This is a genomic window from Staphylococcus sp. B1(2026), assembly GCF_058895785.1.
In genome coordinates this window covers 39468-54435 of record NZ_JBZXTS010000007.1, presented here as the reverse complement: position 1 = coordinate 54435, position 14968 = coordinate 39468, and the positions used below count along the sequence as shown (strand labels likewise).

Below are 14968 nucleotides of genomic sequence, written 5' to 3'. Positions count from 1 at the left end.
ATTTAATTTTACAACCTATCATATATTAAAGTTAATTGATAATGTTAAATATAATACTTAATTGTAGCGTTTATTCGCATCTATTTTAACATTGAATCTATTAAATAGCTTAATGTTCTCCCTATATAAATGCATTTTTATAACATGAATTGTCACATAAATATTTTCCAATTCAATTTAATGACGAACTTCCCAACTTAAGTCTGATTTAATTTCAGGAATATCATGAATTGTTGTATATTTAGGTGCATACTCATTCTTATTTGTTAATATTGACACAATATAACCTACTATTAGTGACACAGAAATAGAGATTAATGAGTATGCCCAATAGCTAATAATACCTGCTGGTAAAAAATATTTGATAATAATCATTACTAAAGTTGAAACTATTAAAGCCGCATATGCACCTTGCTTATTAGCTTTTTTAAATAAGAATCCAAGAATAAACACACCACCTAATAAACCTAATACTAGACCCATAAAACTATTAAACCACTCATAAGATGATTTAATATCCGAATGTGCCATTATAATAGCTACGACAATTGAAAAAATACCTACAGCTAGTGAAACTATTTGAGCTATCTTTGTACGTCGATTATCTGTCATATTTTTAGAAATTAAATCTTGAATATCTAATGTCCAAGATGTAGCGACTGAATTCAATCCAGTTGAAATTGTAGATTGAGCTGCTGCATAAATTGCTGCTAAAATAATACCTGTCACACCTACTGGTAATTCATAAGCGATAAAATACATAAAAATTTGATCTTGTGGAATTTCACTCGTAGTACTACTTACATTTTGCAATTGATAAAATACATATAATCCCGTACCAATAAAATAAAAAATTGTTGCAATAACTAATGATAACACACCATTAGTGAATAACATTTTATTTAATTTTTTAATATTTTGTGTTGTTGTAAAACGTTGCACTAAATCTTGAGAAGATGCATACGAAGATAACATTGTAAATCCAGAACCTATTATAATTAAAAAGATTGAACTTGATAAAATATTAGGATCAAATAATTTTTCTTCTGAACCAATAAATTTATCTTTGGCTAAAACTTCAGTAATTGCTGAAAATCCACCATCAATATTATTAATTAATACAACTAATGCAACAAGTACCCCCGCAACAAGTACAATACCTTGAATAAAGTCAGTCCATAATACAGACTTCAAACCACCTGTATAAGAATATACTATAGCAATGACACCCATTAAAACAATCAAAATATTAACATCAATACCTGTTAAAATTGACAATCCTGCTGACGGTAAATACATAATAATCGACATTCTGCCTAATTGATAAATAATAAATAACAATGCTGAAATTATACGTAATGCCTTAGAATCAAATCGTTTACCTAAATAATCGTATGCTGTATCTATATCTAGTCTTGCAAAAATAGGTAAAATAAATCGAATGGCTAAAGGTATACCTATAAATAAACCTAATTGTGCAAACCATAAAATCCAACTCCCTGCATATGAATTACCTGCTAAGGCAAGAAAAGAAATTGGACTAAGTAATGTTGCAAAAATAGATACGGATGTAACATACCATGGCACAGAACCATCACCTTTGAAAAATTCTTTACCTTTCATTTCTTTTTTAGAAAAATACAATCCTGCTAATAAAACGACAACTAAATAGATAATTAAAATAATTAAATCTATCATTGTAAATCCTGTTGTTTTCATAAAACAACCTCCTTATCACTATAAAAATTGTTGACGTGTTGCTTGAATTAAAGCTGCTACCGATTTAGCTAAATCTAAATCTTGTGCGGATAATGGCTCTAATGGTAATCTCACTGAACCTATATCAATTGATTCATTCAAACGTAAAACTTCTTTTGCTACTGCATACATATTTGCATGTCCTGATACCATTTTATCAATAATAGTATTAATTGCATATTGTAATTTTTTAGCCTCTATTAATTTATTACTTTGAATAAAATTTTCTAATTTTAAAAACAAGTCAGGCATTACACCATATGTACCACCTATACCACCTTCAGCACCCATCATTCTTCCAGCCAAATATTGTTCGTCTGGCCCATTGAAGACAATATAATTATCTTCTCCAATCATACTAAACTGTTGAATATCTTGTACTGATATTGAAGAATTTTTAACACCTATAACACAAGGATTTTTTTGCATCTCTTTGTACATACTATTAGTCAAATCTACACCTGCTAATTGTGGAATATTATAGATAATAAAATCTGTATTCGGTGCAGCTTTACTAATCATATTCCAATAATTAATGATTGAATAAGACGGTAGTTTAAAATAAATTGGTGGTATTGCTGCAATTGCATCCACGCCAAGACTTTCAGAATGTTGTGCTAACTCAATGCTATCTTTAGTATTATTACAAGCTACATGATTAATAATTGTTAGTTTTCCTCTAGCAGTTGCCATTACAGCCTCAATAATTTTTTTACGATCTTCGACACTTTGATAAATACATTCACCTGAAGAACCATTGACATAAACACCTTTAACACCTTTATCAATAAAATATTGAACGAGTGTCTGTATTCGTTCTGTACTTACTTCACCAGATTCATTATAACAAGCATAAAAAGCTGGGATTATACCTTTGTATTTAGATAAATCTCTCATTCTGTTCTCTCTCCTTCTTATTGTTTTAATTGATTAATAAATCTTTGTGCAATTTCTTTTGGTCTTGTAATCGCACCACCAACAACAACACTTGTGACACCTAAATCATATACTTTCTTCAATTGTTCAGGATAATGAATTTTCCCTTCTGCGATAACAGGAATATTAGCATTGACTAATTTTACCATCAATTCATAGTCGGGTTCATTATTTTGCAAACTGTAAGATGTATATCCTGATAAAGTTGTACCAACAAAATCTACACCTGCTTCAGCAGCAAGTATGCCTTCTTCAAATGTACTTACATCTGCCATTAATAATTGATCTGGATATTTTATTTTAATTTGCTTAATAAATTCATTTATTGATAAGCCATCATAACGTTGACGTTGTGTACAATCTAAAGCAATCACAGCAATCTCTAATTGAGCTAACTCATCAACTTCTTTCATTGTTGCTGTAATAAAAGGCTCATAAGGCGGATAATCTTTTTTTATAATCCCTATAATAGGTAAATTTGTTACTTGCTGTATCGCCTTAATATCTCTCACAGAATTCGCCCTAATACCTACAGCTCCAGCTTGCTCTGCGGCAGTTGCCATAAAAGGCATTAAACTAAATTCATCATGATATAAAGGTTCACCAGGTAAAGCTTGACAAGATATAATCAATCCACCTTGAATTGCTGCTACTAGTTGTTCTTTATTCCATTTAGACATATTATTCCTCTTTTCTAATATCTATAGTTTTTTCTTACTTTATTAATTCAATAATCACAAATAGTATAATAATAATTGAAATGTAATATACTATAACTTCATTTAATTCAATACCGATATTTTTGTATGCGATTACAATTAAAATAATAACAAAAAGCATTATTTATTTCAACCTCTTAGCAAAAGAAAGGGAAGATAAAAAAGGCTTAACACTATAAGATGAAACGCCTTAGTATTAAGCCTTTTTTATGTAATTATTATATATCTGAAAAAAATAATTAGTTTTCTCCACTCTTTTACTTTCATTAACTTAAACGTTGACGTGCATTAGAAGCACGCTTAATAATTTGACCGACAAAATTAATAGATAACATTAAAATTAATATTAATATTGCAGCTGGTAACCAAATCCATAATTTAGTTGTTAAAACTTCTGATTGACTAGCATAACCAACTAATGTTCCTAAACTTGGTGTTGATGTTGGTAAACCAAATCCTAAATAAGTTAAACCTGTTTCAATACCAATATTACCAGCAAAATTAATAACTAAATTAACAATAATAATCGAACTAATATTTGGTAAGATATTGAAAAACATAATTTTCCAATCTGGTGTTCCCATCGTTTTACTTGCATAAACATAATCGCGACGACTTTCTGTTAATGCTTTACTACGTACTAATCTAGCTTTTCCTACCCAATATAATGATGATAGTACAATAATAAACGTAATGGCATTAAATTTAGGAATAATTGTAACTACAACAATAATTAACATTAATGTTGGTAAAATTAAAACAAAATCAATAATACGCATAATGATATTATCAACAATACCACCATAGTACCCTGCTAATAAACCAATTGTTATCCCAATCATGGCAGTTAAAATCGTAATAGAAAAACCAATGAAAATAGAATTTCTGGCACCGATAATCAATTGTCCTAAAATATCACGTCCACCTTTATCAGTTCCTAATAAAAACTCACTATTAGGTTCCGTGTACATATCTAACAAACTTACTTTCATCACTTTATCTTGATCAATAAATAATGACCAAATAAAAATTGTTGCAATAATTGTTACTAAAAATATTAATACTGCTAAACCTAATTTATCTTTTTTAAACTCATTAATATAAACTTGAAAACCTGTTGCTCTTGTATCTACCGCAGCTAATTTATCAACTGGTACAGCAACATCATTATTTTTTTTCTCACTCATGTTCTCTACCTCCTTATTAATCAATACGAATACGCGGATCAACAATTGCCATAATAATATCTGATAATAATGTACCTAAAATATTTAAAAATCCAAATAATAAAACTAATGCTGTAATTACACTGTAATCACGTGACAAAATTGAATTAATAAATAATTGTCCCATACCAGGATATGCAAATATTTGTTCAATAAAAATTGCGCCCCCTAGTAACCCTGTAATTTCATAACCAAAAAAAGCTGCAATTGGTAATAATGAATTTCTTAAAATATGACGTGTGTAAATTTTATTTTCAGGTACACCTTTTGAACGTGCTGTCTTAACATAATCAGATTGCTTAGCATCAATAATTTCATTACGTAAATACTGAATTGTCACTGTAGTAGCTAAAACTGCAAATGTTAATGCCGGTAAAATCATATGGTAAATTCTATTCATGATATAACTAATAGAACCTGGTTCTAAACCAACATCCACTGAACCAGTAGTTGGAAACCAATCTAATCTATAACCAAAAATAAAAATTGATAATAATGCTAAAACAAATGTTGGAATAGCAAAACTTACATAACTATATCCTGTAATCATACGATCTAAGAAAGTATTAGGATAACGACCTGCTAAGACACCTAATGGCACAGCAATCATATATGTAAAAAATAATGTTAATAATGATAAAAAGAATGTATTTTTAGCACGACTTCCAATTAAATCAGCTACTGGCACTTTAAATTGATAACTCTTTCCAAAATCACCTTGCAACGCATTAACAATCCAATTCTTGTATTGTACATACCATGGATCATAAAAACCAGCTTGTACTCTCAATTCTTCAATTCTTGATGGATCCGTTGTTGGCGTAATTAAACCTGTAAAAGGATCTCCTGGCATCAATTTAGCTAATAAAAATACTAGCATACTTAAAATTACTAATTGAGGAATCATAATCAATAATCGTCTTAATATTGTTTTCCACATTTTAATTGCCTCCTTTCGGTTTTAATGCCACTTGATGTGTATCACTTATTGATACTAAATCATAAACACGACCATCATCATAATAATATTCATTATATTGTGCTTGATATTTAGCGGCAACTTCTTGACGTATTTTAATACGCTCTTGTCGACCTTGTGGATCAATCTCTGGAATAGCAGCAATAAGTCTTTGCGTGTAAATATGTTGTGGATGATTATAAATATCTTCTTTTGCACCAAATTCAACAAAACGACCATTATGCATAATCGCAATATTATCACACATATGTCTTACGACACCTAAATCATGTGAAATGAATAGATAACTTAATCCAAATTCTTTCTGAATTTCTTTCATATAATTTAACACTTGTGCTTGAACTGATAAATCCAAAGCTGAAACGGGTTCATCTGCTATAATTAATTTCGGTTTTAAGGCTAATGCACGTGCTACTCCTAGACGTTGACGTTGTCCACCTGAAAATTCATGTGGGTATTTATAATACGCATCTTTAGGCATCCCTACTATATCAAGTAACTCGAAAGTTCTACGTCGTAATTCTTCCGGTGAGATATCTTCAAAATTCAAAATAGGTTCTGCAATAATATCAGCAACACGCTTACGTGGATTCAAGCTAGACATAGAATCTTGGAAAATCATTTGTACATCTTTATTAAATGTTGATTTTCTATTTTTCAATTCTTTAGTTACATCTTTTCCTTGATAGATAATTTGACCACTATGTAATTTCTCTAAACCTATAATTGCTTTACCTGTTGTTGATTTTCCTGATCCTGATTCACCAACTAAACCATAAGTTTTCCCTTCTTCAATAACAAAGCTTACACCATCTACTGCTTTTACTTGATCAACAACTAAATTAAAAAATCCGCCTCTAATAGGATAATATACTTTTAAATCTTTTACTTCTAATAATGACATTAAATAACCTCCTCATCCCTAAATTTGAATGTTTTATAACATGAACAACGTACAAAATGTTCATCGTTTATTTGATGTAATTGTGGATCTTTTTCATGTGCTTCTTCAGGTATCCAACTAATACGTGGTGCAAATCTGCATCCTGTTCTTTGCATTTTCTTTAAAGATGGCACGACACCCTCTATTACACTTAAATGCTCTGCACCAACTTGTGGAATGGCATCTAATAACATTCTAGTATACGGATGTTTCGGATTTGAAAATAATTCTTGTACTGGTGCAATTTCTACAATCTGACCACCATACATTACAGCAACACGATCAGCCATTTCTGCAACTACTCCTAAATCATGCGTAATCAAAATAATACCTGATTTTGTTTCGGCTTGAATATCTTTTAATAAAGTTAAAATTTGCGCTTGAATAGTTACATCTAATGCAGTTGTAGGTTCGTCTGCAATAATCAATCTAGGTTTGCAAGCAATTGCTAAAGCAATCATTACACGTTGACGCATTCCTCCAGATAATTCATGTGGAAACTGTTTAGCCACACGTTCAGGGTTAAAAATACCTACTTGTGACAATAATTCAATTACACGTGCATTTATTTGTTGATTATTCAAACCTGTATGATATTTTAATGTTTCTGCAATCTGCTCTTCAATACGCATTAATGGATTTAAAGCTGATAGTGGATCTTGAAAAATCATACCTATATCTTTACCACGAATACTATCAAATTCATGAGTTGTTATATTTAATAAATTTTTATCATTAAAACAAATTTCACCTGTTGATTTAGTATGTACTGGATCGTGTAAACCCATTATTGTTGTTGCCAGAGTACTTTTTCCACATCCTGACTCACCTACAATTGCTAAAATTTCATTTTCATTCAAATCTATACTTACATTATCAACAGCATTGTAAAATTCACCTTCTATTGTAAAAGCTGTTGATACATCCTTAATTTCTAAAATTTTTGCCATCTAATCACTCCTCGAAAAGTTGTTAATAAAAATATTATACCATAGTAAAAAAATACATACAAAACAAATTTAAAAATTTTCTGTATATTTTGACAATGAAATAAAATATCAATTGTACGCTCTAAGAAATTCAATTGATATCTTTTTATTTTATACATCAAGCATTAATTAAATTACATACTCTTATTTCGATTCTATACGATTATACAAACTAATCAATACCGATTCTAAAGTTGGTTCTTTTACTTTTAAACTAATAATCAGACTTATACCATAAAAATAGATAAAACTAACTTCTATTTTTCGAGAAATTAGTTTCTATCTATTATTATTTATTATTTATTTTCGCTTTAAAATTTTCACTTTCTATCGTATATCTCGGTCTATTTTTTACTTCTTTAAAAATTTTTCCGATATATTCACCTACAATACCCAAAGCAATTAGTTGAATGCCTCCTACGACCCATATCGAAATCATTAGTGAAGACCACCCATGCGTAGTTTTTCCAGAAAAATAAGCAATAATTGTATAAATCAATAATAAAATACCAATAAAAGCTGTAATGAAACCAGCGTAAGTAACTAATCTAATCGGCATAATTGAAAATGATGTTATACCATCAAAAGCAAATGAAATCATTCTTTTTAGTGGATATTTACTCTCACCAGCAAAACGTTCTGCTCTTTCATAATATACAATTGCAGATTGTAAACCTACTAAAGGTACAACACCACGGATAAACATATTATGTTCTGGATACTCAAAAAATATATTTAATGCACGTTGATTCATTAAACGATAGTCTGCATGATTATGTATAATATCAGCACCTAGTAATTTCATAATTTTATAATAAGCTTCTGCTGTTGTACGTTTAAACCAAGTATCAGTTGTTCTTTTAGATCTTACGCCATAGACAATATCATTACCTTGATTATATTTTTCAATCATTTCAATCATCGTTTCTGGATCATCTTGTAAATCAGCATCAATAGATATCGCAATATCTACTGAGTGTCGAACCGTATCTAAACCTGCTAATAATGCATTTTGATGCCCAAAATTTCTGGATAAATTAATACCAGTAATTTGATCATTTTCATCAGATAATTGTTGTATAATTTGCCATGTTGTATCTTTCGAACCATCATTAACATAAACTATTTTTGATTTACTAGAGATTTTCTCCTGATGAATCATTCGATTCAGTAAAGTTATTAATTTTTCAGTTGTATACATTAATACTTCTTGTTCGTTATAACAAGGTACAACAATAGCTAAAATCGGATTACTTTTATTCATCTAATCTCCTTCTTTTCTAATATACTTGCAATACAAACTGGTAACATTGGGTAAATTATCATCATATATCTCGGTGATGATTCCCACATTATAAAAAATAAAATACAACCTATAAGAAAAACTTGATAAATCAATACAACAAGATTAACTCTCTTATTAAGTAATTGACTGCTAGACATAACTATGATGGATAGATAAATAATAAACTGTACATACTGCATATAACTGTATACATATTTACTGCTTACCCATGTATTTATTTGTGGATCATTTGCTAAATCATGTAATGTTTTCGTCGTTTTTAAGTCCCCAGTTCCCCAAGACACTGTTAATTTATCTATAATAAATTGACTAAGTTGCTGCTTATCTATTAACTTATGTATCCTCTCTTTAAATAATCGTCTTTTAATAACTTTCAATTCATCAATTGATTGATTTTGCACAAATAAAATTTCATTACTTTGTTTAACATCCGAGAAGTTCCAACTCCCTACTGCTTGAGATAAATCTTGATAATTATCAACTTTGTCTAAATAATTACTCTCTATTCCCATTGCTAGATAATGTTCCACTGGTACTCTTTTCTGTTCTTGATAAAAATATTGATTAGTAAAATGATTATCTACTATTTTCCAAGAGATAAAAATAGATGCTATTGCTACTATTGTAATCATAATCAGACCTTTATCATGTTTTTTTAATGTCATAATTAAACATAATATCATTGCAATGCTAAAAATAATCAATGTTAATTTGATAATTATCGCTAATGCAGTTGCCATGCCTAATAACATTGCCCACAACATTTTCCAGTATGACTGCTTACTCTGCAATAATTTTATTAAACAAAAAATGGTAAGCAAGTTAAAAAATAATGACACTGTATCAGTATAAAAATTAAATACATGTAACCACACAGACATGAGTAATATTAGCAATTGACTAAATATAATACAAATTAATCTATTCAATAATATTTGCTTCAATGTGTGATACATTAATAAAATCGTCATGCCATAAATAGCGATCGATACATTGATTAAATGATCTATATTTAAACTTCCTGATAATTTAACAATACTTAAATATATTAATGCTAGCGGAAAATTATTATGATAAAAATTCAAGTAATTGTCTTCAATCATACCTGTCAGTAATAATGACTGAATATTCTTTAAAATAATCATCGAATCATCTACGAATTGAAAATGATAATTTTGATTTAAATGATATAAATAAATCGTAAATAGTAATACTTCTAAATAGAATACGATATCTATATATTTATATTTTTTATATCTAAATAAAAGTTTTATTAAAATTGCTAATAGTATGACTGTAACTAATGCTAGTAGAAATAAATAAATATTTAATTGTATAATATCATCAGCTGTTGATAATGACCGATAGACAGATAAAGTAATTTCTAAATTTGGATAATAAGTACTAAGTATAATAAAAGTAAAAAATGAAACAATAATTACTATAGAAACTAGTTTGCTACACACATGTAACCATCTATTTTGATTAATTATCATTATATTCTCCTCTTATTTTAAAATTTGATTGATAACCATTTGACCTTCTTTATTAAATTCTACACCATCTATGGTATACATAAAATTCAAATCGTCTTCTTTTGACAATTGTTCATTTAAATTTAACCATTGGCAGGTATATTGTGTAGCTAATTGTTGCAACATATCATTTGCTTCTTTAATGTGCTGATTATTAATTTCCATTCTAAATAATGTGTAAATAATTGATATCATTGTTAATTTCACTTCATATTGTTTACATATATCAACAATCGTTAGCATAGACTGTCTAAGTGATTTAATTGTAGCACCACAAATCAAATCATTAATCCCTAATGATATTGTTATATGTTTAATTTGTGGATTATTATTTAATAAATGTTCTAAATGTTCTGCTACTAAATGAGCAGTTAAACCTTGTACTGTTATATTAGTATAATGCTTGTGATTGAAAAAATTCAAACGTTGATCAGTCAATATAACATTTGATTTTATATCGTGCTCATTATAATTTAAAAATTGTTGACTTTGCAATTCACGATAACGTTGATCTCTCCACTGATGATTAAAATATATCTGTCCTAAAACACTTTTAAAAGTTGTTAAATCATCGACATCAAATGAACTTTCATGAGGTGTTATTAAGGCACGTGTACCTTCAGTAAAAAATGAATCGTGTGCTAAATAATCTTTTTTCTTAACTAAATATATATTACCGTTTGAATAATATATTGTTTCTTGCGCTTGACGACGATAATTTGTATCTACGCCAAACATATCTACTGGACATCCTTTATCATCAATTGTTGTAAATAAATTTGTTGATTTTTCTGACTCTGAAAAACTAACGACAGAAGTACAACCTTCTGAATTCATATATAAATCAAAAGCATTATTAATATCTTCTGCTGTTCTTAGAGGAGATGTTGGTTGTAATAACATAAACAATTGTTCATCATCAAAATCTTGTAAAAAATATTTTAATACATCTAAAGATGTTGATGTGTCTGTTGCTAAATGTGCTGGTCTCAAAATAACATTGACCGGACGCATCGTCTCTATAATTTCTTTATATTGTTGTGAATCAGTAGATACATAAATATCTTGTGGTCTAAATTTTCCAGATGCTATCGCAACATCAATTGAATGAATTAACATTGGTTTTCCCATTAAATATAACATATTTTTATTTGGTAAACCTTTCGAACCTGCACGTGCTGTAATAATACAAATTGGGTGTTTTTTCATAATTATTCCTTTCTATTTGTTAAAATCTTTCAAAAACGAAGGGTCCGTATTAACTTTATGTTGAGCTTTAATTTGATCAATTGCACTAGTACAAATACCTATTGCATAGTCAAATTCAACATCTATTAACTCCAACAATTCACTAGGAAAACTGCCAGCTAATTCAATGACATTATCAAAATGATATGTAGTTAATTCTCTTGGATGACGTTTCAAAAATACTTGATAATTTGATTGGTACTCATCAACAATTTTCTGATATCTTTCTATTTTTTCTTGTTCTGTCATATAATTATCTTCTGATAAAGGTTGTGTTAAAATAATAATAGCTTGAGATTTATTATGTAAATGCTCTATCGCATCTTTTAATGCTTTGTTAGAAAATACGCGAATAATTTCTTTTTTATCTTCAGTAGTCAGACTATCAATCCAACTTTGTAATGGTAATGTCATTAATTTTTCTTCAGGAAACATTGGAAAATTATGAGGATATTGAACTAATATTTTTTTTATTTTATTAGAATGCATAAATTGTTCATCAAAACCATAAAACATACGTTTAACTTTTAAACTTAATTTACTAGGTTTTGGATATAAATGAATAGTTGTTCCTTCTTCTACTAAAATAATATTGTCAGCGTATTGATACCAAAAATTAGATAAAGAAATTAACGTATGTGTATTCCAAGGAAATAAATAAATAGTATCTTCAGATGATACTTTTAAAGATTTAATTGTTAAATAATCTTTAATTTTTTCAATCATCAATAAATCTAATGGTACTGATCTTTTACGAATAATCACATCTTCTACTACTGTTATTTTTTCTAAATTAGATTTAATACTTTCAAAAAAATTTTCATTAGGTGGATCATTAGTAGTTAAATAAAATTTAACATTATTTATATGATGTTTTTTTATTAATAATAAACTTAAATAAACATGGTAAGGACTTGCACATACAAAATAATTATTCACATTATTCTCCTATTTCATTAAATCATTAGATAATCCTAATTGATATTTTTCATTAATGGCATCAAGTGTTTGACATTCTGCTAAACTCTTATTGAATTTTTCTAATTGAATAAAGTTCACAATAATTTCACTGCTCATAATATATTGTTGACGAACTGATTCTGGTAAACGTTCAATATCTACATTCTCTAGTTCTTTAGCTAATTTATCAAATTTATTAATATTATCTTGATGAATGACTTGATAAACATTTATATACTGTTGTTGTAATGTTTCTATTTGTTGTTGTTTAATATCTTGCGCTATTGATGAATCACTTTTTATTTGATTGATCTCATTTTCAAGATGATGAAGCTTTAATTGTTGTTCTTCAGTCACTATATCATATTGATATACTTGCTTTATTTCATTAATATTTGAATGCGTATTTAAGTGTAGTTGAGGAGTGTATACTGTTGGATTTGGCAATTGACAACCTGTTAATAACATCGTTAATAAAATAGTTAAACTTTTTTCTTTCATTATTCTCCCCTAGTCATTTAATTGGATAATATAAATCGAATGATTTAATGTTGCATCTTCTAATGTGTCTACCACTTGACCATTGTAATACTTACAAATAACTGTTGTCAAAAAATGATTATTTGTTACAAAATAATTAACTTTATCTTTACGTAATTGTTCTAAAGATAATTCTTTCTCATTAAACTTATACAAATAAATATTTTTATTAATACCTACTATAGCATCACCAAAATTATAATGCAAAAACCTTTCTTCATCAGCACCTTTAGTAGCAAAAATACGAGTAAAATGTTGTCCTTTAGCACTAAATTCTGAACGAAAAGCCACTGTAATAGGTTTATCTCTTGATATTTTTTGAAATTTTAGAGCTAATTGTTCAGTTAATGGATGAACTTTATATGGTTGTAATATCGCTGCTGGACTAAATATACGTTGTTCTTCAAGTATGTATATTCGTGTTGTTTTTGCATAAAAATAAATTATCATAACTACTAAAATTGCAAAATATTGCCATTTTATTTGTTTATACGTTTGATTTAATAAAGCAATCCATGCATATATCATGACAAAAAGTGAAACAGATTCTAAAAGTCTCCTAAATGAAAAATTCAATGTATTGTACATAATATTGTTAACAACAGGTATTAATCCTAAAAACATAATAAATAGAGGTAGCCCTATAATAATCATTTCATTTCTCGATAATTTATTTTTCGAAATTTGAATTATAAAATAGCTCACTGATATTAATAAAATTGGTAATCTCACATTGAAAAAATTAGTAAAGATATCTTTCTCTGTTTCTGCAGCAGGTATTTCAGCAATATAATTAAACATAGTAAATTGCCTTGTGATCATATATGAAAACACAAATAACACAACTACAATAATACTTAATAATAAACTATAACTTGCTATAGCATATCTCATTTTGTATTCCTTATAATATAACCATATCAAACCTGATAAAATATATGTAATACTTGAGAAAACAATAATTCCATTAGAAAACCCTATAAAAGTAATAGGTAATAACATCATCATTACTAAATATCGTTTATCATTTAAACTATTAACGAGTATCACTAATAAAAGTGGTAAAAATGAAGTCGCTACAACTACATTCCCATACCATGTCATATAAAGAGTTTTTACTAATTCTGATTGAATATAGCCAAAAATAACAAAAATAAGTAATCCAAAAATATAATATTTATTTTGCTTCTTCTTAATCAGTCTCAACACTTCATCAAAACTCATAATAAAAATCATATGCACCAATACTGGAATGTACTTGTGTGCTAATGTCATAGTATGAATATGAAATACTTTGCTCATAAATGACCAAAATAATTCCCAAACGACTAATTTTTCTTGTATTGGCACAATTTGATTTTGATAAACAAAATGTTGTTGAAATAAATGCTGTACATCTATAGATTTTAAAGCTTTAGCTGAATAGAAATAATCATCCCAAACAGCACCTGTATGATTTGTCCAAAAAATAGTTGATGTATTAAACCACGAAAATGCTACATAAATTAAAAATACAACATATAATGGCCAATATTTATATACTTTATTTTTAAATGCTACGATTGACCACTCACGATGATATTGATAATAATAAAAATATAGATATACTACTGCACCTAAACTTACGCCATGAAATAATAGTTGACTATAATAATATGCTTTCCATGATAATCCTAACAAAGTAAATGGAATACTCATGATATTAAATACAGCAAAATATGCAATAAATCCTAGTAGTAAATGATGATGCCAAGATAAATTTAAACGTTTTGCTAATAATTGACCTAATAACCATAAAAATGGTAAAAAAATAATTAAAAATTGCATAA

The 14968-nt window shown here is 28.0% G+C and carries 13 protein-coding genes; all 13 read right to left on the bottom strand.

The features are described from left to right. Positions 1-177: 177 nt before the first annotated feature. Positions 178-1719: a sodium:solute symporter family protein gene (locus AC5EAH_RS02550; RefSeq protein WP_493493181.1), complete on the bottom strand. Its 1542-nt coding sequence runs from the start codon at positions 1717-1719 to the stop codon at positions 178-180. An 18-nt stretch (positions 1720-1737) separates the two neighbouring features. Next, complete coding sequence (locus AC5EAH_RS02545) at positions 1738-2655, bottom strand: dihydrodipicolinate synthase family protein (RefSeq protein ID WP_493493180.1); 918 nt, start codon at positions 2653-2655, stop codon at positions 1738-1740. Between the two features lie 17 nt (positions 2656-2672). Further along, entirely contained in the window at positions 2673-3374 is a 702-nt protein-coding gene (locus tag AC5EAH_RS02540) for an N-acetylmannosamine-6-phosphate 2-epimerase (protein WP_493493179.1), read from the bottom strand. A gap of 305 nt (positions 3375-3679) precedes the next feature. Further along, positions 3680-4600 carry an ABC transporter permease gene (locus AC5EAH_RS02535; RefSeq protein ID WP_493493178.1) on the bottom strand — a complete coding sequence of 307 codons (921 nt, stop codon included), beginning with the start codon at positions 4598-4600 and terminating at the stop codon, positions 3680-3682. Positions 4601-4616: 16 nt separating this feature from the next. Next, positions 4617-5579 carry an oligopeptide ABC transporter permease gene (gene opp4B / locus AC5EAH_RS02530; RefSeq protein WP_493493177.1) on the bottom strand — a complete coding sequence of 321 codons (963 nt, stop codon included), beginning with the start codon at positions 5577-5579 and terminating at the stop codon, positions 4617-4619. Position 5580: 1 nt separating this feature from the next. Beyond that, complete coding sequence (locus tag AC5EAH_RS02525; RefSeq protein WP_493493176.1) at positions 5581-6522, bottom strand: ABC transporter ATP-binding protein; 942 nt, start codon at positions 6520-6522, stop codon at positions 5581-5583. Continuing rightward, positions 6522-7511: an ABC transporter ATP-binding protein gene (locus AC5EAH_RS02520; RefSeq protein WP_493493175.1), complete on the bottom strand. Its 990-nt coding sequence runs from the start codon at positions 7509-7511 to the stop codon at positions 6522-6524. The genes AC5EAH_RS02525 and AC5EAH_RS02520 overlap by 1 nt, the downstream gene beginning before the upstream one ends. A 328-nt stretch (positions 7512-7839) precedes the next feature. Next, entirely contained in the window at positions 7840-8814 is a 975-nt protein-coding gene (locus AC5EAH_RS02515; RefSeq protein WP_493493174.1) for a glycosyltransferase family 2 protein, read from the bottom strand. Next, on the bottom strand, positions 8811-10352 hold the full coding sequence (locus tag AC5EAH_RS02510; RefSeq protein ID WP_493493173.1) for a phospholipid carrier-dependent glycosyltransferase: 1542 nt from the start codon (positions 10350-10352) through the stop codon (positions 8811-8813). Before AC5EAH_RS02510 ends, AC5EAH_RS02515 begins: the two co-directional genes overlap by 4 nt. Positions 10353-10364: 12 nt before the next feature. Continuing rightward, a complete protein-coding gene (locus AC5EAH_RS02505) occupies positions 10365-11600 on the bottom strand; it encodes a cytidylyltransferase domain-containing protein (protein ID WP_493493172.1) in 1236 nt (411 codons plus the stop codon). Between the two features lie 12 nt (positions 11601-11612). Continuing rightward, positions 11613-12578 (bottom strand): polysialyltransferase family glycosyltransferase, encoded by a 966-nt coding sequence (locus tag AC5EAH_RS02500; RefSeq protein ID WP_493493171.1) that lies wholly within the window; start codon positions 12576-12578, stop codon positions 11613-11615. Positions 12579-12587: 9 nt separating this feature from the next. Beyond that, on the bottom strand, positions 12588-13100 hold the full coding sequence (locus AC5EAH_RS02495; RefSeq protein ID WP_493493170.1) for a hypothetical protein: 513 nt from the start codon (positions 13098-13100) through the stop codon (positions 12588-12590). A 9-nt stretch (positions 13101-13109) separates the two neighbouring features. Continuing rightward, positions 13110-14966: a DUF6077 domain-containing protein gene (locus AC5EAH_RS02490; protein WP_493493169.1), complete on the bottom strand. Its 1857-nt coding sequence runs from the start codon at positions 14964-14966 to the stop codon at positions 13110-13112. Positions 14967-14968: the final 2 nt, after the last annotated feature.